This window comes from Streptomyces sp. NPDC057623, from assembly GCF_042800355.1.
Lineage (GTDB): Bacteria > Actinomycetota > Actinomycetes > Streptomycetales > Streptomycetaceae > Streptomyces.
Map to the genome: position 1 here is coordinate 52,449 of NZ_JBHVGZ010000014.1, position 25,066 is coordinate 77,514.

21 protein-coding genes are annotated in these 25,066 nt (G+C 71.8%); 12 read left to right on the forward strand and 9 right to left on the reverse strand.

Annotation, left to right across the window (positions count from 1 at the left end; all coding sequences use genetic code 11):
- Positions 1-150 precede the first annotated feature (150 nt).
- Positions 151-1,740, forward strand: a complete 1,590-nt coding sequence (gene serA, locus ACFU95_RS17135; protein WP_383827963.1) for a phosphoglycerate dehydrogenase — start codon at positions 151-153, stop codon at positions 1,738-1,740.
- A 22-nt stretch (positions 1,741-1,762) separates the two neighbouring features.
- On the opposite strand, the gene ACFU95_RS17140 is transcribed toward serA, so the two are convergent.
- Positions 1,763-3,310, reverse strand: a complete 1,548-nt coding sequence (locus tag ACFU95_RS17140; protein ID WP_383827965.1) for an MFS transporter — start codon at positions 3,308-3,310, stop codon at positions 1,763-1,765.
- A gap of 83 nt (positions 3,311-3,393) precedes the next feature.
- Here ACFU95_RS17140 and ACFU95_RS17145 point away from each other — a divergent pair, with 83 nt between their 5' ends.
- Positions 3,394-3,978, forward strand: coding sequence for a TetR/AcrR family transcriptional regulator (locus ACFU95_RS17145; protein WP_383827967.1), 585 nt, complete (start codon positions 3,394-3,396; stop codon positions 3,976-3,978).
- On the opposite strand, the gene ACFU95_RS17150 is transcribed toward ACFU95_RS17145, so the two are convergent.
- The 4 genes from ACFU95_RS17150 to ACFU95_RS17165 are packed head-to-tail and all read right to left on the reverse strand — an operon-like array spanning position 3,965 to position 8,873.
- Positions 3,965-4,645, reverse strand: a complete 681-nt coding sequence (locus ACFU95_RS17150; protein WP_383827969.1) for an ATP-binding cassette domain-containing protein — start codon at positions 4,643-4,645, stop codon at positions 3,965-3,967. The genes ACFU95_RS17145 and ACFU95_RS17150 overlap by 14 nt on opposite strands.
- The gene (locus ACFU95_RS17155) at positions 4,638-5,600 is read right to left on the reverse strand and encodes an ABC transporter ATP-binding protein (protein ID WP_383827971.1); all 963 of its coding nucleotides are present in this window, start codon (positions 5,598-5,600) and stop codon (positions 4,638-4,640) included. The genes ACFU95_RS17150 and ACFU95_RS17155 overlap by 8 nt, the downstream gene beginning before the upstream one ends.
- Positions 5,590-7,380 (reverse strand): ABC transporter permease subunit, encoded by a 1,791-nt coding sequence (locus ACFU95_RS17160; protein ID WP_383827973.1) that lies wholly within the window; start codon positions 7,378-7,380, stop codon positions 5,590-5,592. The genes ACFU95_RS17155 and ACFU95_RS17160 overlap by 11 nt, the downstream gene beginning before the upstream one ends.
- Positions 7,377-8,873, reverse strand: coding sequence for an ABC transporter substrate-binding protein (locus ACFU95_RS17165; protein ID WP_383827975.1), 1,497 nt, complete (start codon positions 8,871-8,873; stop codon positions 7,377-7,379). The genes ACFU95_RS17160 and ACFU95_RS17165 overlap by 4 nt, the downstream gene beginning before the upstream one ends.
- Before the next feature lie 157 nt (positions 8,874-9,030).
- On the opposite strand from ACFU95_RS17165, the gene ACFU95_RS17170 reads away from it, so the two are divergent.
- Entirely contained in the window at positions 9,031-10,599 is a 1,569-nt protein-coding gene (locus ACFU95_RS17170) for an FAD-dependent monooxygenase (RefSeq protein WP_383827977.1), read from the forward strand.
- 18 nt (positions 10,600-10,617) lie between these two features.
- Here the strand turns inward: ACFU95_RS17170 and ACFU95_RS17175 are convergent, their stop codons facing one another.
- Positions 10,618-11,838 (reverse strand): PucR family transcriptional regulator, encoded by a 1,221-nt coding sequence (locus ACFU95_RS17175; protein WP_383827979.1) that lies wholly within the window; start codon positions 11,836-11,838, stop codon positions 10,618-10,620.
- Positions 11,839-11,966: 128 nt separating this feature from the next.
- Between ACFU95_RS17175 and ACFU95_RS17180 the strand changes: the two genes are divergently transcribed.
- The 3 genes from ACFU95_RS17180 to ACFU95_RS17190 all read left to right on the forward strand — a co-directional run bounded on the left by ACFU95_RS17180 (position 11,967) and on the right by ACFU95_RS17190 (position 15,655).
- Positions 11,967-12,893 (forward strand): proline dehydrogenase family protein, encoded by a 927-nt coding sequence (locus ACFU95_RS17180; RefSeq protein ID WP_383827981.1) that lies wholly within the window; start codon positions 11,967-11,969, stop codon positions 12,891-12,893.
- 237 nt (positions 12,894-13,130) lie between these two features.
- Positions 13,131-14,762, forward strand: coding sequence for an L-glutamate gamma-semialdehyde dehydrogenase (gene pruA / locus ACFU95_RS17185; RefSeq protein ID WP_383827983.1), 1,632 nt, complete (start codon positions 13,131-13,133; stop codon positions 14,760-14,762).
- 68 nt (positions 14,763-14,830) lie between these two features.
- The gene (locus ACFU95_RS17190; RefSeq protein ID WP_383827985.1) at positions 14,831-15,655 is read left to right on the forward strand and encodes an alpha/beta fold hydrolase; all 825 of its coding nucleotides are present in this window, start codon (positions 14,831-14,833) and stop codon (positions 15,653-15,655) included.
- A gap of 1 nt (position 15,656) precedes the next feature.
- On the opposite strand, the gene ACFU95_RS17195 is transcribed toward ACFU95_RS17190, so the two are convergent.
- Positions 15,657-15,863: a DUF5988 family protein gene (locus ACFU95_RS17195; protein WP_383827987.1), complete on the reverse strand. Its 207-nt coding sequence runs from the start codon at positions 15,861-15,863 to the stop codon at positions 15,657-15,659.
- A 92-nt stretch (positions 15,864-15,955) separates the two neighbouring features.
- Between ACFU95_RS17195 and ACFU95_RS17200 the strand changes: the two genes are divergently transcribed.
- Together ACFU95_RS17200 and ACFU95_RS17205 are read left to right on the forward strand one after the other, a co-directional pair.
- Positions 15,956-16,513, forward strand: a complete 558-nt coding sequence (locus ACFU95_RS17200; RefSeq protein WP_383827989.1) for a GNAT family N-acetyltransferase — start codon at positions 15,956-15,958, stop codon at positions 16,511-16,513.
- Between the two features lie 258 nt (positions 16,514-16,771).
- The gene (locus ACFU95_RS17205; RefSeq protein WP_383827991.1) at positions 16,772-16,912 is read left to right on the forward strand and encodes a hypothetical protein; all 141 of its coding nucleotides are present in this window, start codon (positions 16,772-16,774) and stop codon (positions 16,910-16,912) included.
- Between the two features lie 3 nt (positions 16,913-16,915).
- On the opposite strand, the gene ACFU95_RS17210 is transcribed toward ACFU95_RS17205, so the two are convergent.
- Entirely contained in the window at positions 16,916-18,496 is a 1,581-nt protein-coding gene (locus ACFU95_RS17210) for a purple acid phosphatase family protein (protein ID WP_383827993.1), read from the reverse strand.
- A 142-nt stretch (positions 18,497-18,638) separates the two neighbouring features.
- On the opposite strand from ACFU95_RS17210, the gene ACFU95_RS17215 reads away from it, so the two are divergent.
- A complete protein-coding gene (locus ACFU95_RS17215; protein ID WP_383827995.1) occupies positions 18,639-19,682 on the forward strand; it encodes a 3-isopropylmalate dehydrogenase in 1,044 nt (347 codons plus the stop codon).
- 274 nt (positions 19,683-19,956) lie between these two features.
- The gene (locus ACFU95_RS17220) at positions 19,957-21,063 is read left to right on the forward strand and encodes a branched-chain amino acid aminotransferase (protein ID WP_383827996.1); all 1,107 of its coding nucleotides are present in this window, start codon (positions 19,957-19,959) and stop codon (positions 21,061-21,063) included.
- On the opposite strand, the gene ACFU95_RS17225 is transcribed toward ACFU95_RS17220, so the two are convergent.
- Positions 21,060-22,511: a cytosine permease gene (locus ACFU95_RS17225; protein WP_383827998.1), complete on the reverse strand. Its 1,452-nt coding sequence runs from the start codon at positions 22,509-22,511 to the stop codon at positions 21,060-21,062. The two genes, ACFU95_RS17220 and ACFU95_RS17225, sit on opposite strands and share 4 nt — an antisense overlap.
- A 131-nt stretch (positions 22,512-22,642) precedes the next feature.
- On the opposite strand from ACFU95_RS17225, the gene ureA reads away from it, so the two are divergent.
- Both ureA and ACFU95_RS17235 read left to right on the forward strand, forming a co-directional pair.
- Entirely contained in the window at positions 22,643-23,353 is a 711-nt protein-coding gene (gene ureA, locus ACFU95_RS17230) for an urease subunit gamma (protein WP_383828000.1), read from the forward strand.
- Complete coding sequence (locus tag ACFU95_RS17235; RefSeq protein ID WP_383828002.1) at positions 23,350-25,059, forward strand: urease subunit alpha; 1,710 nt, start codon at positions 23,350-23,352, stop codon at positions 25,057-25,059. Before ureA ends, ACFU95_RS17235 begins: the two co-directional genes overlap by 4 nt.
- Positions 25,060-25,066: the final 7 nt, after the last annotated feature.

The following is a 25,066-nucleotide window of genomic DNA, read 5'->3' on the forward strand; positions in this document are numbered from 1 at the left end:
AGAGGCGTAAGACGACCTCCGCCGCGGCACTACACTGCCGTACTACATACGCGTCAGGCCCACAGCGTCGTGCGTCTTCCACGCGGCAAGCCCCCTCCACCGCATGCGGCCGTCGGGACGGCCGTCCGCATTGGACATGTGAGGACTCACGTGAGCTCGAAACCCGTCGTACTCATCGCTGAAGAGCTGTCGCCCGCCACCGTCGACGCGCTTGGCCCCGACTTCGAGATCCGCCAGTGCAACGGAGCAGACCGAGCCGAACTGCTCCCGGCCATCGCCGAAGTGGACGCGATCCTGATCCGCTCCGCCACCAAGGTCGACGCCGAGGCGATCGCAGCCGCGAGCAAGCTGAAGGTCGTCGCGCGAGCCGGCGTCGGCCTCGACAACGTCGACGTCTCCGCCGCCACCAAGGCCGGCGTGATGGTCGTCAACGCCCCCACCTCGAACATCGTGACCGCCGCCGAGCTGGCCTGCGGTCTCCTCGTCGCCACCGCCCGCCACATCCCGCAGGCCAACGCCGCTCTGAAGAACGGCGAGTGGAAGCGGAGCAAGTACACGGGCGTGGAGCTGGCCGAGAAGACCCTCGGTGTCGTGGGTCTGGGCCGGATCGGTGCGCTGGTCGCCCAGCGCATGTCCGGCTTCGGCATGAAGGTCGTCGCCTACGACCCCTACATCCAGCCCGCCCGCGCCGCCCAGATGGGCGTGAAGGTGCTCTCGCTGGACGAGCTGCTCGAGGTCTCCGACTTCATCACCGTCCACCTGCCCAAGACCCCCGAGACCGTCGGTCTGATCGGCGACGAGGCGCTGCGCAAGGTCAAGCCGAGCGTGCGCATCGTCAACGCCGCGCGCGGCGGGATCGTCGACGAGGAGGCGTTGTACTCCGCCCTCAAGGAGGGCCGGGTCGCCGGTGCCGGTCTCGACGTGTACGCGAAGGAGCCCTGCACGGACTCCCCGCTCTTCGAGTTCGACCAGGTCGTCGCCACCCCGCACCTCGGTGCCTCCACCGACGAGGCGCAGGAGAAGGCCGGTATCGCGGTCGCCCGCTCGGTGCGCCTCGCCCTCGCCGGTGAGCTCGTGCCCGACGCGGTCAACGTCCAGGGCGGTGTCATCGCCGAGGACGTCAAGCCGGGTCTGCCGCTCGCCGAGCGCCTGGGCCGTATCTTCACGGCGCTCGCCGGTGAGGTCGCGGTCCGCCTCGACGTCGAGGTGTACGGCGAGATCACCCAGCACGACGTGAAGGTGCTGGAGCTCAGCGCCCTCAAGGGTGTCTTCGAGGACGTCGTCGACGAGACGGTGTCGTACGTCAACGCCCCGCTGTTCGCGCAGGAGCGCGGCGTCGAGGTGCGGCTGACGACCAGCTCGGAGTCGTCCGACCACCGCAACGTCGTCACCGTGCGCGGCACGCTCGGCAACGGCGAGGAGGTGTCGGTCTCCGGCACCCTGGCCGGTCCCAAGCACCTGCAGAAGATCGTCGCGGTCGGCGACTACGACGTGGACCTCGCGCTCGCCGACCACATGGTCGTCCTGAAGTACGAGGACCGTCCGGGTGTCGTCGGCACGGTCGGCCGGGTCTTCGGCGAGGCGGGCATCAACATCGCCGGCATGCAGGTCTCGCGTGCCGTCGCCGGTGGTGAGGCGCTGGCCGTCCTGACCGTGGACGACACGGTGCCCGCGGGCGTGCTGACCGAGGTCGCCGAGGAGATCGGTGCCACGTCGGCCCGTGCGGTGAACCTCGCCTGAGGTCTCCCGCGGCTGAGGTCTCTCAAACGCCGGACGTGCTGAGGTTGCTCGGCGCGTCCGGCGTTTCGCATGCCCGCTCCCGCACCTCGACCCGCCGCAGGGTGACCGCCGCCAGCACGGCCGCCCCCGCCAGCACTACCGCTCCCGCGATCGCCGCCCCCTGCATGCCGCTGGTGAACGCCTCCCGCGCGACGGTGGCCAGGCCCGGTACCTGATCGGCGACCGCCAGCGCTCCGCCCAGCGTCTCGTGCGCCCCGTCCGGGGCCGAGGCCGGGATCTCGTGGCGGTAGACCGCCGTACCGATCGAGCCGAGCAGGGCCATGCCGAGGGCGCCGCCGAACTCGGCGCCGGTCTCCAGCAGGGACGACGCGGAGCCCACCCGCTCCACCGGAACGGATCCCATGGCGAGGTCCATGATCTGGGACATCACCGTGACGCCTCCCACGGCGAGGACCGCGCACGAGGTCAGCACCAGCCACAGCGAGTCCGTACCGGCGAGGGACAGCAGTGCGAACCCGGCCGCGGACGTCGCGAAACCCGCGGTGACGACGTAGGCGCGGTTGACACCCTTCTGCACCAGCTGGGCCGCGAGGGGTCCCGCCGCCCCGATCGGCACCGACGGCAGCAGGGCCCACAGGGCCGCCTCCAGCGCGCCCATGCCGAGCACCGACTGAAGGTACTGCGTGGTGAAGTAGGACGAACCCATCACGCCGAACATGCAGACGAGGTTGAGCACCACGGAGGGTGCGAAGCCCCGCCCGCGGAACAGGGCCGGGGAGATCATCGGTGCCGCGGTCGTGCGCTGGCGGTGGGCGAAGAGGGTCGCGAACAGCAGGCCGACGGTGATCGAGACGACGTAGAGGACGTTCCAGCCCTCGGACGGGATCTCCTTCAGGCCGTAGACCACGGGAAGCACCGCGGCCATCGAGAGCGGGACGCTCAGCCAGTCGAAGCGGCCGGGCGCGGAGTTCCTCGACTCGGGGAGCAGCACCGGGCCGAGGGCCAGCAGCAGGGCCATCGCGGGCAGGTTGACCAGGAACACCGAGCCCCACCAGAAGTGCTCGACCAGGACCCCGCTCATCACCGAGCCGAGCGCGATCCCGGCCGTCATCACGCCGGACCACATCCCGATCGCCTTCGCGCGCTGCGCCGGGTCGCCGAACATCGTGCGCAGGAGGGCCATCGTCGCCGGCATCAGGGTCGCGCCGCCGATGCCGAGGACGGCGCGGGCCGCGATCAGCATCTCGGCGCTGTTCGCGTACGCCGCCATGAGTGAGGCGGTGCCGAAGGCGGCGGCGCCGACCAGCAGGAGGCGGCGGTGGCCGACGCGGTCGCCGAGCGAGCCCATCGTCATCAGCAGACCGGCCAGGACGAAGCCGTAGATGTCGAAGATCCACAGCTGCTGGGTGCCGCTCGGCTCCAGGTCGGCGCTGATCGACGGGATCGCGAAGTAGAGGACCGAGACGTCCATGGAGACCAGCAGCAGCGGCAGCATCAGGACGCCGAGGGCGGTCCATTCGCGGCGGCCGGCGCGGGCGGGCGGGGTGGTGCTCGTCGGGTTGGTTGTCATGGCGGTGAATGTACGCGCGTCTTAAACGCTTGTCTAGAACGTATGTATAGGACGGTCGTATGGATCCGGAGTAGGGTGGTGCCATGGGACACCGCGAGGATCTGCTCGAAGGCGCCAAGCGCTGCCTGCTGGCCAAGGGCTTCGTACGTACGACGGCGCGCGACATCGTCAAGGAGTCGGGGACCAACCTGGCGTCGATCGGCTACCACTACGGCTCGAAGGACGCGCTGCTGGCGCAGGCGTACGTGTCGCTGGTCGAGGGGATGGGCGACGCCTTCGAGGGCGACGGGACCGCCGGGATCAGCGCCGAGCCCGGCTCGGTCGAGCGGTTCCGGGAGGTGTGGTCGAACATCATCGGCACCATGCGGGAGCCCGGTTCGCTGTGGCGCCTCAGTATGGAGATCGTGGTCATGGGCGACCAACTGCCCGAGGTGCGCGACCACTTGGCGGTGGCGCAGCGGGAGGCCGGGAGGGGCCTGATCCCGTTGCTGATGGGCGGGCGGGAGGAGGACGTCCTGGATGAGACCGCGGACACCCTGGGCATGTTCTACGTGACTCTGATGACCGGGCTCATCGCCCAGTGGACCTTCGACGCCAAGACCGCGCCCTCCGCGGAGCAGCTCACCGAGGGCCTGCGCCAGGTGATCGACGCCGCTACCCGGAAATGACGCGCCCCTCACGCATCTCGACCGTCCGGTCCGCGAAATGCCGTACGACCGCCCGGTCGTGGCAGATGAACAGGTAGCCGAGGCCGAGATCATCCCTGAGGTCGGCGAGCAGGTTCAGCACGCCGGCGCGCACCGACGGGTCGAGGGACGAGACCGGTTCGTCCAGGACCAGTAGACGTGGCTCCGAGGCCAGCGTGCGGGCGATTCCGGCGCGCTGGCACTGACCGCCGGAGAGCTCGTGCGGGAGACGGTCGCCGTACGAGGCATCGAGGCCCACCCGGTCGAGCAGTTCGGCGACGCGGGCCGGGCCGTCGGCGCCGGTCCAGCGGCCCTGGATCCTCAGCGGTTCCGCCACCGCGTCGCGGATCCGGTGGCGAGGGCTCAGTGACCCGTACGGGTCCTGGAAGACGGGCTGCATGCGCGGCCGGAGCGGACGCAGCTCGCGTTCGGTGAGGGTCGTCAACTCCCGTCCTTCGAAGAGGACTTCACCGGCGTCCGGGCGGCGCAGCTGCAGCACCGCCAGGGCGGTGGAGGACTTGCCGCAGCCGGAGGGGCCGTTGAGGGCGAGGGTCTCGCCGGGGGCCAGAGTGAAGGAGACACGGTCGACGGCCGTCACGCCGCCGTAGCGGACGACCAGGTCGCGGACGTCGAGCAGGGCGTCACCCATGGAACAACTCCTGTGCCGTCTCGGGGAGTTCGGGCCAACTGTGGCAGGCCACCAGACGTCCCTCCACCTCCTGCGGCTCCGGATCCGCCGTACGGCAGGCGTCCGCCGCGAGGGGGCAGCGCGGGGCGAAGGCGCAGCCCGTCGGGAGGGCGCCCGGGGCGGGCGGGGTGCCGCGCAGGGCGGGGAGGCGGCGGCCCGGGCGTGCGTGCTGGGGGAGGGAGGCCAGCAGACCCGCCGTGTACGGGGCCCGGGGACGCGCCAGCACCTCGTGCGCCCGGCCGAGCTCGGTGAGGCGTCCGGCGTACATGACCAGCACACGGTCCGCGTGCTCCCGGACGACGTCCATGTCGTGGGTGACCAGGACGAGCGCGGCCCCCACGGCCTCCCGCCGCTCGGCGAGCACCCGCAGCACCTGGTCGCGGCGCTCCTCGTCCAGGGCGGTGGTGGGCTCGTCGGCGACGACGATGTCGGGTTCGTTGACCGTCGCCATGGCGATGACGGCGCGCTGCCGCATGCCCCCGGAGTACTCATGGGGATACGCGCGTGCGGTGCGGGCGGCGTCCGGGATGCCGACCCGGTCGAGCGCGGCGACCGCCCTGGCTCGTGCCTCCCGGCGGGAGACGCGGGCCACCGAGCGTACGGCGGCGGCGAGTTGGTCACCCACCGGGTGCACGGGAGAGAGGGCGGAGAGGGCGTCCTGCGGGACGAGGGAGATCCGGCGGCCGCGGTGGGCCGACAGGTCCGGCTCGATCGCGCCGCTCGTCGTCGCGCCCCGCGGCAGCATGCCCAGCAGCGCCCGGGCGGTGAGGGACTTGCCCGCGCCCGACTCGCCGACGATCGCGAGGGTTTCGCGCGGGCGGACGTCGAAGGACAGGCCACGCACCACCTCGACGCCGTCGAAGGCGATCCGCAGGTCGCGCACCGAGAGGAGCGCATCGGGCACATCAGACGGCAACGGGGGCCTCCTTCTTCTTCTCCCTCTTCTTCGATCCCCGCGTCTTCGCCGTCGGCGCGACCCGCCGTGCCCTGCGCCCCTGTACGGCCGCCGCGCCCGACACCGCCAGCCCCGCCAGCAGGGCGAGCGCGACCGCCGGGGCGAGGGCTGCCCAGGGGGCGCGTTCGACGTAGGGGCGGGACTCGTCGAGCAGCAGGCCCCACTCGGGGGCGGGCGGCTGGGCGCCCAGGCCCAGGAAGCCCAGGGAGGCCAGGGCGAGGGCGATGCCGGGCAGGCGCAGCAGGGCGTGCCGGGCCACCGGGGCGGCGACGGACGGCAGGACGTGCCGGGTGAGGATCCAGAACGGGGTGGCGCCCATGGCCCGTTGGGCGGTCAGGAACGCCGACGCCCGCACCTCCTGCACCAGCGCCGCGGCGTGTGCGGACAGCGCCGGCCAGGAGATCAGTGCGACCGCGAGGGCCGCGCCGCCGGTGCCGGGACCGGCCGCGGCGGCGACCAGGATGCCGACGATCACCGGGGGCAGCGCGTTGGCGATGTCCGCAGCGCCCGCCGCGATGCCGGGCAGGAAGCCCAGGGCGAGCGCGACCAGCAGGCTCAGCGCGCAGATGGCGGCGGCGGTGCCGACGGTCGAGGCGGCGCCGTGCCCGAGCCGGGCCAGCACGTCGCGGCCGAGGGCGTCGGTACCGAGCGGGTGGGCCCAGGTGGGGGCGGCGAGGCGGGCGGCGGTGCGCACGGTGTACGGGTCGCGCAGCAGGCCCCAGCCGATGGTCACGGTGAGGAGTGTGAACAGAGTCAACGGAATCGCCGGGTGTGTACGGACCGGACGTGCCGGGGGCAGTGTCAGCCCGGCGTCACGCAGCGCGGGCCCCAGCAGCCGGCGCCGCGTGAACGCCGCCGACGCGCCCGCGACCAGGCCGAGCAGCAGCAGGGCCAGCACCGACCCCTGGAGCAGCGGCAGGTCCTGCGACTTGGCCGCGCCGAGCGCCGTACGTCCGATGCCGGGCACCGCGAAGACCATCTCCACCGCGACCGCGCCGCCGGTCAGACCGACGGCGACCATCCCGAACTGCGGTACCAGCGGCGGCAGTACGCGCTTGAGGGCGGCCGCCGAGATCGTCGTACGACGCACTCCCGCGCCCCGCCACAGCTCCACCCACCGCTCGTCGAGGACGGCGGGCAGCGCGTCCGCGACCAGCCGGCCGAGCAGGCCGCCCGCCGGGACGCCGAGTGCGAGCGCGGGCAGCACCAGGTACTCGGGGCCCGCCCAGCCGGCCGTCGGCAGCCAGCCCAGCCACACCCCGCACACCAGCAGCACGACGGTGGCCAGCAGGAACTCGGGGAGGGCGGCCAGCATGGCGGCGAAGGCGCCGGCCGAGCCGCGTCCCCGTACCAGCACCGGCGCCACCAGTGCGGCGGCCAGCACGACCGCCACGCCGAGCGCCGCGCCCATCAGGCCCAGCGACACCTGGAGGCCGGCGACGACGGACGGCAGGACGTCGGTCCCGGACACCCAGGAGGTGCCGAAGTCGCCGCGCAGCAGGTCGTAGGCCCAGCTCCGCAGCAGGGAGAGGGGGCCGGCGTCCAGCCCGAGGTCCTCGCGGATCGCGGACAGGGCCTCCTCGGTCGGCTCCTGCTCGGCCGACCGGGCGCGCAGCACGGTGAGCGCCGGGTCCCGGTGCGAGAGCCAGGGCAGCAGGCCGACGGTGGCCAGGACGGCGACGAGACAGACCAGGCGGGTCAGCCCGGCGGGGCTGATCGACTTCCTTGCGGCAAGCCTCACTTGACGTAGGTGTTCAAGGTGACGAGCTCGCGCTCGCGCGGGTCGTGCGCGGCGTTCACGACACTTTCGGCGTCGCCCTGGATCACCCGCTCGTGGAGCATCGGTACGGCCGCGTCCTGGGCGAGTACGGCGGCCTCGGCCTCGATGACCGCCTTGCGGCGGGCGTCGCCGACCTTGGCGTCGGCGGCCCTCGTCAGGGCCGCGTCGACCTTCTTGTCGGCGAACTGCGACAGGTTGAACGTGCCGTCGGTGGCGAAGTCACTGTAGAGATAGGCGGCCGGGTCACCGGAGTCGAGGACGGTGGCGCGGGAGAGGACGAACGCGTCGAACTTGCCCGCGAGGGCGTCGGCCTCGATGTTGGTGTACTCGCGCACGTCGAGCTTCACCTTGAACCCGGCCTTCTGGAGCTGCTGTTGCAGCGTGGCCGCGACCTCGGGCATCTCGGAGCGGTCGGTGTACGTACCGATGGTGATCGCCGCGCCGGCCGGCTTCGCGGCCTTCGTGGGGCGCGTGACGGGTTTCCGCAGTTCGGCGGCCCACGGCAGGGCGGGCCCGAGCAGCCCCTCCGCCACATCGGCGCGACCCTCGTACACGCCCTTCACCAGGGCCTCGGCGTCGATCGCCTCGCGTGCCGCCGCCCGCAGCGAGGCGTCCTTGAAGGCGCCCTTCGCGGTGTTCAGGTAGAGCGTGTTGGTGCGCGGCATCGGGACCTCGGTGATCAGGTCCTGGTCGAGCACCGCGGCCTGCGAGACGGGTATCGCCTCGACGATGTCGGCCTCGCCGCTGCGCAGCGCCGCCGCGCGGGCGGTGCCGTCGGGAACGAACGTCACGTCGATTCCCGCGGACTTGGCCTTGCCGCCCCAGTAGGCGTCGTAGCGGTCCAGGGTGGCGGAGGCGGTGCCGTTGACCTTCGTCAGCTCGAAGGGGCCGGTGCCCGCGCCGACCGGATCGACCGTCTTCCCCCGGTACGCCTTGGCCGCCAGGACCGACAGCTGCGGGGAGCTCAGCCGCTGCGGAACCAGGGGGTCCGCGGTGGCGGTCGTGACGGTGACCGTGTCGCCGGCGGCCTGCGCGGTCAGGTCCACGCCGTCCAGGATGCGGGGCTTGGGGGAGGCGGTGGCGGCCTTGGTGAGGGAGGTGACGACGGCTTCGGGGGTGAGCTTCGTACCGTCGTGGAAGGTGACGCCGTCGCGTATCTCGAACGTCCAGGTGCGTCCGGACTGCTGCCACCTGGTGGCGAGCGCGGGCCGGGCCTCGCCGTCCTCGTCCAGCTTCACCAGGGTCTCGGCCGTCGACCAGCGCGACAGCTTGAACGCGTCGTCGGACAGCGGCGACAGCCCGGAGCGCGGGGGCTGCATCATCGCGACACGGACGCGCTGGCCGCCCGCACCCGCGTCCGCGGTGGACTCCGCCCCGGCGAAGCAGCCGGTGAGCAGTGCGGAGGCCGCGGTGAGGGCGGTGGCGGGGAGCAGGCGGCGAGCGGGCAGGCGCACGGAACCCTCCGGGTAAAGGGGCGGTCAAGAGAGCGGTTGCTGCGAACCGTAGCATGATGACAATCATTTCCAATACTCCGGGCCACCGAAGTGCGGGGACGCCGTGGGCGGTCGCGTGGGCGTTGCGGTCGGCCGTCAGGCCCGGATGATGGATCTCATGCGGCTCGACACGCCTGGAGAAGGCGCCGAGGTGGAGGTTCTGGTCGTCGGCGGCGGGCCGGTCGGGCTCACCGCCCGGGCACTGCTCGAACGCTGGGGCGTACGGGCCCTGCTGGTCGAGAAACGCCGTGAGTTGTCGCCCTTTCCACGCTCCCGGCTGGTCAACGTGCGGTCCATGGAGATCTTCCGTCGGCTCGGTCTGGCCGAGGAGATCACGGCCGCCGCGTTCGCGCCGGAGTACGGCCGCATCCGCTTCCGGGACACCCTGCACGCCCCCGACTTCGCCACCGCGGCGATGATCGGGGTCCACGCGCCGGTGCCCGAGAGTCCCGTGGTCGGCGTCCTCACCTCCCAGGACCGGCTGGAGCCCGGCCTGCTCGGCGCGGCCGCCTCGGAAGTGCGGTTCGGTGTCGAACTCGTCGGCATGGCGGAGGAGGACGAGGGCGTCGTGGCCGTGCTCGCCGACCACCGCAGCGGTGAGGAGACACGCGTCCGGGCCCGCTACGTACTCGCCGCCGACGGCGCGAACTCCACCGTCCGCGGGCGGTTGGGCATCGGCACCGCGGGTCCCGGTTCGGTGGGCCGCCTCACGACCGTCGTGTTCGACGCCGATCTGGGCTCCTGGTCGGCGCGGCAGCCCGCCGGGGTCTACCTCACCTCGCACGGATCGTTCCTCCCGCTGTACCCCGAGGGAGGCTGGGCCTGGATCGCGCCCACGCCCGAGGACGCGGCGGGTGCCGACTGGTCCGGCCTCGTCTCCCGCTCCCTCGGCGCCGACGTGCCGGTCGAGGTGCTGCGGGTGCAGCACTGGGGGGTGAACGCGTTCGTCGCCGAGCGCTTCCGGCACGGCCGGATCCTGCTGGCCGGCGATGCCGCGCACGCGATCCCGCCCGCCGGCGGCCTGGGCATGAACGTCGGCCTCGCCGATGTGCACAACCTCTGCTGGAAACTGGCGGGCGTCCTGCGCGGGTGGGCCGGGCCGGGCCTGCTGGACACGTACGAGACGGAACGGCACCCCGTCGCCCACCGGACCCTCGGACAGGCCGTGGAGAACTCCAAGCTCATGTTCCTGGTGGCGGACGTGCGCCGCGAGCAGCTCCGGACCGACGCGGACCAGGCGGCGGAGCGGATCGAACCGCCCTGGTCGGAACGGTACTTCGCGCAACTCGGACTCGTCCTCGGCGTCTCCTACCGCTCCGCCGCCGTCCTCACCGACGGCAGCGCCCCGCCCGGACCCTCCGGGAACGGCGCGCACTACGTGCCCACGGCGAGCCCGGGCCACCGCCTGCCCCACCTCTGGCTCTCGGGCCACCGCTCCACGCTCGACGCCCTCGGTGAATGGTTCACCCTGCTCACCCCGGCCGCCACCGACGGGGAACCGCACGCCGTCCCGCCCTGGCCGCTGCGCGTCGAGCGCCTTCCCGAGGAGCACGCGGCCTCCTGGGGCCTGCGCCCGCGGGGAGCGCTGCTCGTCCGCCCCGACGGCCACATCGCCGCCCGCTGGAGCGACGGCCCTTTGGACGAGGCGACGCTCCACGACGCCCTCACCACCCTCACGGGCCGCTGACCGGGCGGTCCGACGCGGCTACAGCCGCGCCCCCTTCAACGCCATGTGCAGCAACAACCGATCCTCCCCGTCGTCCAGGTCCAGTCCCGTCAGCTGTTCGACGCGGGAGAGGCGGTAGTACAGGGTCTGGCGGTGGATGCCCAGTTCGGCGGCGGTGCGGCCGGCCTGGCCCGCGCGGTCGAGGTAGGTCTCGGCGGTGCGGGCGAGTTCGTGGTGGGCGGGGGAGAGGAGGAGGGCGACCGCCGGGTCACGGGCCGCCTGTGGGGGCAGGGACGTCAGCAGGCGGTACGGGCCGATGTGCGCCCACTGCGCGATCGGGCCCAGCCGGGGCTCGGCCAGGGCGGCACGGGCCGCGGCCGAGGCCTCCTGCCAGGCGGCGGGCAGTTCACCGAGGCCGGCGCGGGGCGCGCCGATGCCGGCCGCCGCCCCCACCCCCTCGTCCTTGAGCAGCCTCGACGCCGCCGCCTGGGCCGGCGTGCGCACCTCCGCCGAGCGCAGCCGCACCAGGACGGCCAGACTCTGCCCGGCCTCCCCCGCACCCTTGAGGCCGTGGGAGGTACCCCCGCCCCACGGCACCGTGCACAGCGCCGTCGCGTGCGGCACCGTGCGCACGGACGGGGCGTCGTCGGGGTCGGCCGAGGGCCAGGGGGCGACGCACACCACGGTGTGCGGGCCGTCGCCGCGGGCGCCGAGGGCCGTGCGCAGCGCCGACACCGCCATGTCCCCCTGCCAGCCCGGTTCCGCGATCAGCACGGCCCGCAGTTCCCGGCTCAGATCCGCCCCGTGCTGCGCCTCGTCCGCGAGCAGTGCGCCGATCCGCGCGGTCACCTCCATCGCGGCGGTGAGCTGCTGCTCGGTCGGGCCCGGATCGTCGTCCAGGAGCCAGACGTAACCGAGCACGACCCCCCGATGGCGTACCGGCAGGCAGATGCGCCCCCGGTACACCCCGGCCTCCGGGGTCGGCGGGATCCGCACCGGACCGGTCGCCCGGGTGATGCCGAAGCCCTCGAACCACGTCCGTACGGCCGCCGTGGAGCGACGCGTCAGGATCGAGCGGGCGCGGACGGGGTCCAGGGCGGAGGCGTCGAGCTCGTCCTCGCTGTCGTAGGCACCGAAGACGATCAGCTCGAAGTCCCGGTTCTCCAGCGTCGCCGGCACCCCCAGCAGCTCCGAGATCTCGTCGACCAGCTCCTGGAAGTCACCCTTGTATTCGGACGTCACCCGGGCATTCTCCCGCATTTCCCAATGTCCTTCATACATCTGTCTGAGATCTGCGGCACGGATGCGTGACAGCTGTCGATGGTCGACGATCGGAGGGATCCTTAGGTTTCACGGTGGTTCTATCTGCTGGTTTGTGGAGGTGCCCCGTGCTGGGTCCCGTGATTCTTGCCGCGTCGCGCAGCGACCGGATGCGACGCCTGGTCTCGGCGGCCCCGGTGACCAAGCAGGTCGTCGACCGCTTCATCCCCGGTGAGACGGTCGACGAGATCGTGCCGATCATCCGGAACCTGACCTCCAGCGGCCTGGAGCTGACGATGGACGTCGTCGGCGAGGACATCACCACGCCCGAGCAGGCGGCAGCCGCCCGGGACGCCTATCTGGAGCTCGTCGCCCGGCTGACGGAGCTGGAGCTGGGCACCAGGGCCGAGATGTCCGTCAAGCTGTCCATGTTCGGGCAGGCGCTGGACGGGGGCCACGACCTCGCTCTCGCGAACGTCCGCCCGGTCGTCGAGGCCGCCGCCGCCATCGGTACGACGGTCACGCTGGACGCGGAGGACCACACCACCCTCGACTCGATGTTCGCCATCCACGAGGAGCTGCGGAAGGACTTCCCGCAGACCGGCTGCGTCATCCAGGCCTACCTCTTCCGCACCGAGGCCGACGCCCGCCGCCTCGCGGAGAACGGCAGCCGCGTACGGCTCGTCAAGGGCGCCTACAAGGAGCCCGCCGAGGTCGCCTACCAGCAGAAACACGAGATCGACAAGGCGTACGTCCGGGTCCTCGGGATTCTGATGGAGGGCGCCGGGTACCCGATGATCGGCTCCCACGACCCGCGCCTGATCGCCATCGCCCAGGAGCTCGCGCACCGCGTCGGCCGAAAGCTCGACGAGTACGAGTTCCAGATGCTGTACGGGATCAGGAGCGACGAGCACCTGCGGCTGGCCGCGGAGGGCCACCGCATGCGCGTCTACACCGCCTACGGCACCGACTGGTACGGCTACTTCATGCGCCGGCTCGCGGAGAAGCCGGCGAACCTCCGGTTCTTCGCCCGCTCGCTGGTCAGCAAAGGGTGAGCGGTAGCTGTCGGGACCCGGACGCATCCTGGGTAACGGCAGCTACCGCCCATCGGTCGGCTGAGCCGACCCGGTTCCGGAAGAGAGTTACGGAACCCGTGACTCCGCCCCCGTGGGGGCTTCTCACCAGCCCGCCGCAGCGGGCTCGTGACGGTCAAGCCCTGACCGCCGCCCAACATACGCAAAGGCTTCGTTCCCTCGGGCTGAAGCCAGGGATTCACTCGGAAGAGGTAGCTCATGGACGCTGTGACCCAGGTCCCCACCCCCGTCAACGAGCCGGTGCACGGCTACGCCCCCGGCTCGCCCGAGCGTGCCCGGCTGGAGGTCAAGCTCAAGGAGCTGGCCGAGAACCCGATCGACCTGCCGTGCACCATCGGCGGCGAACGGCGGATGGGCGGCGGCGAGCGCTTCGACGTCGTGCAGCCGCACAACCACAAGGCCCGCCTCGGCAGCTACGGCAACGCCACCCGGCAGGACGCCCAGGACGCCGTCGACGCGGCCCTCGCCGCCGCGCCGGCCTGGCGCGCGATGGCCTTCGACGACCGCGCGGCGATCATCCTGCGCGCCGCCGAGCTGCTGTCCGGCCCGTGGCGCGAGACGCTGGCCGCCTCCACCATGCTGGGGCAGTCCAAGACCGCCCAGCAGGCCGAGATCGACACGCCCTGCGAGCTGATCGACTTCTGGCGCTTCAACGTCAAGTACGCCCGTGACCTGCTCGCCGAGCAGCCTCCGGCGAACTCCCCGGGCGTCTGGAACCGCCTGGACCACCGCCCGCTGGAGGGCTTCGTCTACGCGATCACGCCGTTCAACTTCACGGCCATCGCGGGCAACCTGCCCACCGCCCCGGCCCTGATGGGCAACGTCGTGGTGTGGAAGCCGTCCCCGACGCAGACCCACGCCGCCGTGCTGCTGCTCCAGCTGCTGGAGGAGGCGGGCCTGCCCAAGGGCGTCATCAACCTCGTCACCGGTGACGGCATCGAGGTCTCGCAGGTGGCCCTGGAGCACCGCGACCTCGCGGGCATCCACTTCACCGGCTCGACCAAGACCTTCCAGTATCTGTGGAAGACGGTCGGCAACAACATCGAGAAGTACCGCTCCTACCCGCGCATCGTCGGCGAGACCGGCGGCAAGGACTTCGTCGTCGCCCACCCGAGCGCCGACACGGCCGTCCTGAAGACGGCCCTGACCCGCGGTGCCTTCGAGTACCAGGGCCAGAAGTGCTCGGCGACCTCCCGGGCGTACATCCCGGCGTCGATCTGGAACTCCGGCTTCAAGGAGGAGTTCGCCGCCGAGGTCGACTACATCACCATGGGTGACGTCACCGACCTGTCGAACTTCGTCGGCGCCGTCATCGACGAGCGTGCCTTCGCCAAGAACAAGGCCGCGATCGACCGTGCGAAGTCCGACCCGACCTGCACGATCGTCGCGGGCGGCTCCTACGACGACTCGGTCGGCTACTTCGTCCGCCCGACCGTCGTCGAGTGCACCGACCCGCAGAACGAGGTCTTCACCACCGAGTACTTCGGCCCGTTCCTCGCCGTGCACGTCTACGAGGACGACCGCTACGACGAGATGCTGGAGCAGATGGAGTCGGTGTCCGCCTACGCGCTGACCGGCTCGGTCATCTCCGGCGACCGCGCGGCGGCCGCGTACACGATGGAGAAGCTGCGCTACGCGGCCGGAAACTTCTACATCAACGACAAGTCGACCGGCGCCGTCGTCGGCCAGCAGCCCTTCGGCGGTGGCCGCGCCTCCGGCACCAACGACAAGGCCGGCGCCCCGCAGAACCTGATGCGCTGGACGCTGACCCGCGCCATCAAGGAGACGCTGGTCGCGCCGACCGACTACGCGTACCCGCACATGGGCTGACACCCCAACGCGCGGGAAACGGCCGGGTCTTGAGCGGACCCGGCCGTTCGTGTTGCGACAATGCGGCCATGACGGTGACGACGGACGACGGCGTACGGCTGTGGACGAGCACGTCCGGCCGGGGCGAGCCACTGGTGCTGTGCCACGGCGGGCCCGGGCTCTGGGACATGTTCGAGGACGTGGCCGAGCTGCTCGGCGACCTCGCCACGACGGTCCGCTGGGACCAACGTGGATGCGGCCGCTCCGAGCCGTGCGCGGGCCCGTGGACGACCGACCGGTTCGTGGCCGACCTCGACGCCGTGCGACAGCGCTTCGGGCTGGAGCGGATGGCGCTGCTCGGGCACTCCTGGGGCGCGCAACTCGCGCTCGCCTACGCACTGGCGCACCCGGAGCGGGTGAGCCTGCTCGTCTACGTGGCCGGGACCGGCATCGGCCCGACGTCCGAGTGGCGCCCCGCCTACCAGGAGAACCTCCTCGCGAGACTGGGCGAGGACCCCGAACGCCTCGCCCGCTGGCGGGAGTTGCCCGCAGGCGACCGGGAAGGCGCGGTGCTCCAGTGGTCCGCGGAGTTCGAGGACCGCCGGCGGGCGCCGGAGCACGCCGAGCGGATGGCCGACCCGTGGCTCGGCATCAACACCGAGTGCAACGCCGCCGTGACCGCGGAGAACCGGCGGGTCCTGGACACCCCCGAGCTGTACGCCGCCTGCCGGGCCCTGGACCTGCCCGTCCTCATCGTGGACGGCGAGCGGGACATCCGGCCGCGCCGGGCGGTGGACTCGCTGGAGCGGGCGCTGCCGAACGTGACGCGGGTGATCCTGCCCGACGCCGGGCACCTGCCGTGGGTGGAGGATCCGCGGGGCTTCCGGGAAACGGTGGCGGCCGCGCTGGGCTGAGCTACTCGGCGATCTCCGTCCGCTCCCACCACACGTACACGGGCAGCTTCCCCTCAAGCGTGTCCGCCTGCCGCGCCGTCGGCCGGAAGTGCTCGTATCCACCGCGGAGCTTGATCTTCACGTCCGGGCCGGGCAGAGGGGTCGGCACGATCCGGTCGGGCAGATCGTCCGGACCGCCCTCGAGGAAGACTCTCGCCGTGTCGTTCATGACCTCACCGTTCCCTCGCGGTCACCGGATGTCCCGTGCCGCGCGGAGGATCAGCCGAGTGGGCGATCAGCCCCCGTGCGGATACTGGACGAATGACACCGACCGTACCCGCCCACACGCCGCGCACCGCACATACCGCCGACCTCGGCCCCGCCGAACTGCGTGCGATCCGTGCCCTGTTGGAGGGCGCCTTCGACGGGGACTTCTCCGACGAGGACTGGGACCACGGGCTCGGCGGCATCCACGCGCTCGTCCACGACGACGCGGGGCGGCTCGTCGGGCACGGTTCGGTGGTCATGCGGCGGGTGCGGCACCGGGACCGGTGGCTGCGGGTCGGGTACGTCGAGGCGGTCGCCGTACGGTCCGACGCGCGCCGGACGGGGCTCGGCGGCCGGGTGATGGCGGAGCTGGAGCGGGTGATCGACCGGGCGTACGACGCCGGGATGCTGTCCGCGAGCGACGAGGGCGCCGCGCTGTACGCCGCCCGTGGCTGGGAGAGGTGGAGCGGGCGGGTCTGCGCGCTGGGCCCCGGGGGCGTCATGCATCTGCCGGACGAGGAAGGCACGACGTTCGTACGGCCCGCCCTCGCCGGTCCGCTCGACCCGGCCTTCGAGCTGGTCTTCGACTGGCGGGACGGGGACGTACTCTGACGGGCAGACGGTAAAAGTCCAGGTCAGTGGCGTGTGACCTACTCCACCGTCTCAGATAGTAGGAAGTCCGAGTAATTGTGGAGACAGACGCGCCGTCCTCCCTTAGCTTTGTAGAAGCCGAACGTCTCGCTCGATCAAGCGAATGGCGGTCGTGAGCCGGGCCCCGTGCAGGCAACCCCTGCGGCACCGCTCCCCGCCCCATCCGGCGTCTCGTAACCCCTTTTCAGCACTCCCGGATTTCGAAGGAGTCGATTTCCCATGGCCGAGACGACCGCCCGCCGTCGAGTCCGTCACCTCTCCCGTACCACCGAGTCCGACCGGAAGAACGCCGCCGCGGCGCTCCAGCGCGCCCTCGACCGCAGGGACAACGGCGGCGCCACCGGTCACCAGGCGGCGTAGCGCTCAGCTGCCGCGCCGCACCTCGAAGTGGTCGATGCGCTCCCCGCTCTGCGCCAGCGCCGACACCTTCAGCCGGGGCCTGGCGCCGCTCTCCGCCTCCACCGAGAGGAAGGAGAAGCCCCGGTAGCGCACCCGTGACCACTCCACGCTCTCCGCCTTGGTTTCGCGTGACCTGGTCCACTTGAAGGTGGCGACGGACTCGCGCGCGCTCACATGCCCCTCGTAGCTCTCCTCGACGCCCGCCGGGAAGCCGTACAGCTCCTTGCCGCCCCCGCCGGCCGTGACATAGACGATGCCGTCCCGCGTCGGGTCCGTGGACGCGCCGATCGGTACCTGCCTGCCCACCTCACCGTTCTTGATGGCGTCCGTCCGCTCGTAGACGTGGTTGTGCCCGTTGATCACCAGGTCCACCTGGTGCCGGGCGAACAGCGGGACCCACTCGGCCCGCACACCCCCGTCGGAGGCGTGCGAGGACGTCGAGTAGGCGCAGTGGTGGAAGTAGACGACGACGAAGTCGACGTCCTTCGCCGCCCGCAGCTCACCGAGCCGCTCGTCCAGCCACTTCGTCTGGCGGCCCTCCGTGTGCCCCCGGTTGGCGGGGATCTCGTACGACACGTCGTTCGCGTCCAGCGCCACGAAGCCGACGTTGCCGTAGGTGAAGGAGTACGCGCCCGGGGCCTTGCGGGGGTCGAAGCCGCTCTCCGGCAGGGACCAGCGGGCCAGCTGGCCGCCGTAGCCGTCCGGCGAGTACCAGGCCTCCATGTCGTGGTTGCCGGTCGTCACCATCCACGGCACCGACCTGGACACCGACTCGGTCTGCTTCAGATACAGGTCCCAGAAGCCGGGGTCGTAGGCGTCCGACTCCTTGCCCAGGCCCTTGGCGTTGGCGTAGCAGATGTCGCCGGCGTGCAGGTGGAAGGCGGGGTTCTGGCGCAGCAGGACGTGTTCGTTGGCGGACGCGGCCTCGCTGACGCCCTGGTCGCCGAAGGCCGTGAAGGTGAAGGTCTCCGGGGTCGCCGGGGCGGTCCGGAAGTTGGCGATCGTCGAGCGGTTGTGGGGGGAGGCCGGGTCGAAGCCCTCGTGGCCCACGCCGTAGTAGTACGTCGTGCCGGGGCGCAGGCCGTCCAGCGCCGCGTGGAGGTAGTACTGCTCCAGCGCCGCGCGGATGCCCCGCAGTTCCGGCGTGCGCAGATCGCGGACCTCGGCCTCGATCCTGCGGCTCAGGTCGTCGGGGCGCAGGCCCACCCGGATGTATGGCTTCCGCACCGCGGCCGGCACCTGCCAGGAGATCCGCATCTGGGACCTGGGGTCGGCGCCGAAGGCGAGATGGCGGCCGAAGGGGGCGACGGCGGAGCCCGGCACCTTGGTGAGGGTGGACGCGGGCGCCGACACGGAGGCCGTCGTACCGGGCGCCCCCGGCCTCGCGCCCGACCCAGAACAGCCGGTCAGCAGACCCCCCGCGACCGCGCCCGCCGTCACCAGCGTGCGGCGCCGGGACAGTCTCGTACGGAGGTACTCGTGCTGTTCCGCCATGCTCATCCTGCGGGCGAGCTGCGGGGGGATGCCGAAGTCGGGAAGGTCCATGAAAGGGAAGTTCCCAGCGGAGGCCAACACGCGCCCTGCGTACGGGTGAACGGCAGTCGAAGCGCAAGCGCCGTCCACCGTCCGGCCGTCCGTATGGCGGACATCGTGTGTCATCCCATGGGACGAGGAGTAGGGTGCCGACATGTCTCGCAGCCTCAATCTCGCAGTGATTCCCGGTGACGGCATCGGCCAGGAGGTCGTGGCCGAAGGTCTGAAGGTCCTCTCCGCCGTCCTTCCGCAGGATGTGAAGCTGGAGACCAAGGAGTTCGACTTCGGCGCCAGGCGCTACCACGCCACGGGTGAGACCCTCACCGACGCGGACGTCGACGCCCTGAAGCAGCACGACGCCATCCTGCTCGGTGCGATCGGTGACCCGTCGGTCCCGTCCGGTGTCCTGGAGCGCGGCTTCCTGCTGAAGCTCCGCTTCCTCTTCGACCACCACGTCAACCTGCGTCCGTCGAAGCTCCTGCCGGGCGTCGCCACCCCGCTCGCCGGCCAGCCCGAGATCGACTTCGTCGTCGTCCGTGAGGGCACCGAGGGTCCGTACACGGGCAACGGCGGCACCATCCGCAAGGGCACCGAGCACGAGGTCGCCACCGAGGTCTCCGTGAACACGGCCTTCGGTGTCGAGCGCGTCGTCCGGGACGCCTTCGCCCGTGCCCAGGCCCGGCCGCGCAAGAAGCTCACGCTGGTCCACAAGAACAACGTGCTGGCCTTCGCCGGGCACCTGTGGACGAACGTCTTCAACAAGGTGGCCGAGGAGTTCCCCGAGGTCACCACCGACTACATCCACGTCGACGCCGCGACGATCTACCTGGTCACCGACCCGGCCCGGTTCGACGTCATCGTCACCGACAACCTCTTCGGTGACATCATCACCGACCTCGCCGCGGCCGTCTCCGGCGGCATCGGCGTCGCCGCGAGCGGGAACATCAACCCCTCCGGCGAGTTCCCCTCGATGTTCGAGCCGGTCCACGGTTCCGCGCCCGACATCGCCGGCCAGGGCAAGGCCGACCCCACCGCCACGGTGCTGTCCGTCGCCCTGCTCCTGCGCCACCTCGGCTACGACGCCGAGGCCGCCCGTATCGACGAGGCGGTCTCCGCCGACCTCGCCGAGCGCACCGGGAAGCCCGCCCGCAGCACGTCTCAGATCGGTGACGCGCTGGCCGTACGAGTAGCCGGCTGACGCCCGTCGCGCCACTCGAAGTACCTTTCGAAGCCGCCGGGTCACTCCGCACCCGGCGGCTTCCCCATGTCCGCCGCCGGGTGTCACCATCATCCCTGGGTCGCGATTCACGCCGATCAAGCCGATCAGGCCGATTTCTTCCACGGCTCCGCCTTGCGATAATCGAACGCGGAGCCGCGGATCGACGGAATGCTCGGACGTCCTAGCACTGGCCACTGGCAGTACTGGCGTAAGCGCGGCCCGCCACAATCAAACCGGTGAAGGACATCCACTCATGACGACGCCCACGATCGAGCTCAAGCCGTCCGCCAGCCCTCTCGCCGCCGCGGACCGCGAGGCGATACTGGCCAACCCGGGGTTCGGCCGCCACTTCACCGACCACATGGTGACGATCAAGTGGACCGAGGGCCGCGGCTGGCACGACGGCCAGCTCGTGCCGTACGCGCCGCTCTCCCTCGACCCGGCCACGATGGTCCTGCACTACGCGCAGGAGATCTTCGAGGGCCTCAAGGCGTACCGCCAGCCCGACGGCTCGGTCGCCACGTTCCGTCCGGAGAAGAACGCCCTGCGCTTCCAGTCCTCCGCCCGCCGCCTCGGCATGCCGGAGCTGCCGGTCGAGACGTTCATCGAGGCGTGCGACGCACTGGTGAGCCAGGACCAGGCATGGGTCCCGGCGCACGGCGGCGAGGAGTCCCTCTACCTGCGTCCGTTCATGTTCGCGACGGAGGTCGGCCTGGGCGTGAAGCCCGCCAGCGAGTACCTCTTCATCGTCATCGCCTCCCCGGCCGGCGCCTACTTCCCCGGTGGCGTGAAGCCCGTGTCCATCTGGGTCTCCGAGGACCACGTCCGCGCCGTGCCGGGCGGCATGGGCGACGCCAAGACGGGCGGCAACTACGCCGCGTCCCTGCTGGCCCAGGCCGAGGCCGCCGCCGAGGGCTGCGCCCAGGTCTGCTACCTCGACGCGGTCGAGCGCAAGTGGGTCGAGGAGCTCGGCGGCATGAACCTGTACTTCGTGTACGGCGCTGAGTCCCATGAGAAGCCGGTGATCGTCACGCCCTCCCTCACCGGCTCCATCCTGGAGGGCGTCACCCGCGACTCCCTCCTCGCCGTCGCCCGTGACCTCGGCTACGACGCCGAGGAGGGCCGTGTCTCCGTCGACCAGTGGCAGCGCGACTCGGAGAACGGCACCCTCACCGAGGTCTTCGCCTGCGGTACGGCGGCGGTGATCACCCCGGTCGGCACCGTGAAGCGAACGGGCGCGCAGTGGCAGCAGGGCGACGGCGAGCCCGGCGAGGTCACGCTGCGGCTCCGCCAGGCCCTCCTCGACATCCAGCGCGGCAAGGCCGACGACCGGCACGGCTGGATGCACCGGCTGGGCTAGTTCTCGGCCGTGACCGTCAGGGCCGCCACCGACTCCGTGTCCGTGGCGGCCCTTTCGGGTGCCGGAGCGGACTCGCCGAGCGTCAGCAGCATGTACGCCACGCCCCCCACCAGCCCCGACAGCAGGAAGCTGCAGTCCACCTTGCCCGTCAGCCCCAGCAGCGGCCCCTCGTACGACGGGAGGGAGACGGCCAGCAGGCCGACCGTGGCGCCCATCGCCCAGGCCGCGGTCGCCGGGATGTTCCAGCCGGCCCGGTACCAGTAGATCCCGCCCCGCGCCCGGCGGTTGAAGACCTGGAGGGCCTCCGCGTCGTACACGCCACGACACCGGGCGAAGCCGATCAGGGTGATGACCGCCCAGGGGGTGCCGATCGCCGTCAGCAGCAGCACGAAGGACGTCATCGCGTCCTGGGCGCTGGAGGCGTAGTGGCCGACGAAGACGCAGGCGGTCGCGACGACCGCGACGGCGTAGGTGGCCCGGGCGCGGGAGGCGCGCGGAAGGATGGCGTCCAGGTCCAGGCCCATGGAGTAGAGCATCAGCCCCGCGTTGCCGACCGAACCGGCGGAGGCGGCCAGCAGGAGCGGGACCAGGTACCAGCCGGGCGAGGCGGAGACCAGCGGTCCGGCGTAGTCGAGGGCCGCCCGGGCCGCGTACGCCGTGAAGGTGCCGAACAGCTGGGGGACCAGCAGACCCAGGAGCAGACCGAGCCAGGTCGCGTGCAGTACCCGGCGTGAGGTGTGGCGGGCCGGGGAGATGTAGCGGGTGTAGTCGCCGAGCAGGGTGATGAAGGCGATCGGGCCGGACAGGCCCGCGGCCACCGTCGCCAGCAGCCAGGTCGGCCAGAAGCCGCCCAGCAGCCGGCCGCCCGTCTCCGGCAGCGCGGCGGTCGTGAAGTGCGGGGCGTAGGCGACGACGCCGAGGGCCAGCAGGGCCGTCATGCCGACCGCGAGCACGCGGGACAGGGCGAGCAGCACCCGGTAGCCGTACACCGCGCCCGTGACGGTCGCCGCGGCGAGCAGCGCGTAGACCACGCCGTACGACACCCCGCTCGCCGGCAGCCCGAACAGCCGGCCCAGCACGCCCACCATCACGTCGCCGCCGATCCACACGGTCAGGGCCGTGTAGCCGAGGGCGAGCAGGAGGCCGACCACCGAGCCGACCAGCCGGCCGCGCACGCCGAACTGGGCGCCGGAGGAGGTGGACAGGTTCGTCGCGGTGCGCAGGGAGATCAGGGCGAGCGGGGCGGTCAGGGCCGTGCCGGCCACCGTGCCGACCACGATCGAGCTCACCGACGCCCACCAGTCCAGGCCGAACGACGGCGGCAGCCAGCCGAAGACGATCACTCCGAGGCAGAGGTTCGAGCCCAGCAGGATCGAGACGAGGTCCCGTGGGCCGCTGGTGCGTTCCCCCTCGGGGATGGTGTCGACTCCGTGCTGTTCCATCGGCATGGCAGGTCTCCCTCAGTTTGAGTGCCGTTCAATCTGGGATGTGCGAGGGCCCGGCGTCAACCCTTTGACTTATGGGATCTGATGTTTAGAGTGATGCTCTAAGTCTGGGGAAGGCAAGGAGGTGTCGCGTCGTGAGACTGACTCCCACGGAGCGTGACCGGCTGCTGCTGTTCGGAGCCGCGGAGCTGGCCCGGGCCCGGCGCGCCCGCGGTCTGGCGCTCAATGTGCCGGAGGCGACCGCGCTGATCGCGGACACCGTGTGCGAGGCCGCCCGCGACGGCGCCCGGCTGGCCGAGGCCATCGAGCGCGCCCGGTCGGTGCTCGGCCCGGACGACGTGCTGCCGGGTGTCGCGGACGTCGTCACCGAAGTGCATGTCGAGGCGGTCTTCGACGACGGCTCGCGGCTCGCGGTCGTCGGCGATCCGATCGGCGGGAGCCTCGGCGATCGAGCCCCGGGCGCGTTGCTGCCGGGTCCCGAGCACGCCGAGCCCGAGGCGGCCGTACGCCTGGCGGTCACCAACACCGCCACCGTGCCCGTCTCCGTCACCTCGCACTTCCACTTCTTCGAGGCCAACCCGCGGCTCGACTTCGACCGGGGCGCGGCCTACGGCATGCGACTCGCCGTGCCGGCCGGGTCCTCGACGCGCTTCGGGCCGGGGGAGAGCGCCGAGGTCGGGCTCGTGCCGATCGGCGGTGACCGGATCGCGATCGGCTTCGCGGGGCTCGTCGACGGGGCGCTGGACGCGCCCGGCGCCCGCGAGGAGGCACTGCGCCGCGCCGCCGCCTGCGGCTATCTCGGCGTACCGGAAACACCTGATCAGGAGCAGGAGGCCGAGCGATGAGCCGCCCCGGAGGTCACCCCGCGGAGGCCCGCCGCCTCACCCCGTACGAGTACGCCGCCACCCACGGCCCGCGCGCCGGCGACCGCGTCCGCCTCGGCGACTCCGGCCTGACCGTCCGCGTCGAGTCGGACTCCCAGCGGTACGGCGACGAGTTCCTCGCCGGGTTCGGCAAGACCGCCCGGGACGGACTGCACCTCAAGGCGGCCGCCGTCCGGGACACCTGTGACGTCGTCATCAGCAACGTGGTGGTGATCGACGCGGCGCTCGGGATCCGGAAGGTCTCCATCGGCATCAGGGAGGGCCGGATCTGCTCGATCGGGCGGGCCGGCAACCCCGACACCCTCGACGGGGTCGACGTCGTGGTCGGCACCGGCACCTCGATCGTGTCCGGCGAGGGGCTCATCGCCACGGCGGGGGCCGTCGACACCCATGTCCACCTGCTGTCGCCGCGCGTCATGGAGGCGTCGCTCGCGTCCGGCGTGACCACGATCATCGGGCAGGAGTTCGGGCCGGTGTGGGGCGTCGGCGTCAACTCGCCGTGGGCGCTGCGGCACGCGTTCGGCGCCTTCGACGCCTGGCCGGTCAACATCGGCTTCCTGGGACGCGGTTCGTCGTCCGACTCCGCCCCCCTGGTCGAGGCCCTCGCCGAGGGCGGCGCCTGCGGCTTCAAGGTGCACGAGGACATGGGCGCCCATACCCGGGCGTTGGACACGGCACTGCGCGTCGCCGAGGAACACGACGTCCAGGTGGCCCTGCACAGCGACGGGCTGAACGAGTGCCTGTCCGTCGAGGACACCCTCCGCGTCCTGGAGGGCCGCACCATCCACGCCTTCCACATCGAGGGCTGTGGCGGCGGACACGTCCCGAACGTGCTGAAGATGGCCGGCGTCCCGAACGTCATCGGCTCCTCCACCAACCCCACCCTGCCCTTCGGCCGGGACGCGGTCGCCGAGCACTACGGCATGATCGTCTCGGTACACGACCTGAAGACCGACCTCCCCGGCGACGCCGCCATGGCCCGCGACCGCATCCGCGCCGGGACCATGGGCGCCGAGGACGTGCTGCACGACCTGGGCGCGATCGGCATCACCTCCTCCGACGCGCAGGGCATGGGCCGGGCCGGCGAGACGGTCCGCCGTACGTTCGCGATGGCCGGGAAGATGAAGGCCGAGTTCGGCGCCCCCGAGGAGCACGACAACGAGCGCGTCCTGCGCTACATGGCCAAGCTGACCATCAACCCGGCCATCGCCCACGGACTCGCCCACGAGGTCGGCTCGATCGAGGTCGGCAAGCTGGCCGACATCGTGCTGTGGCGGCCGGAGTTCTTCGGCGCCAAGCCGCAGCTGGTGCTCAAGTCCGGCTTCCCGGCGTACGGCGTGACCGGAGACCCGAACGCCGCCACCGACACCTGCGAACCCCTCGTCCTGGGCCCGCAGTTCGGGGCGTACGGCGCCACCCCCGCCGACATCTCCGTCGCCTTCGTGGCGCAGGCCGCCGTCGACCAGGGGCGCGACACGATGCCCACCCGGCGCCGCAGGGTCGCCGTGCGCGGCACGCGCGGCATCGGGCCCGCCGACCTGCGCCGCAACTCCCGTACCGGAGCCGTCGACGTCGACCAGCGCACCGGCCTGGTCACCCTCGACGGCGATCCGCTGCGCTCCGAGTCGGCCGACTCGGTCTCCCTCAACCGCCTCTACTTCCTCTAAGGACACC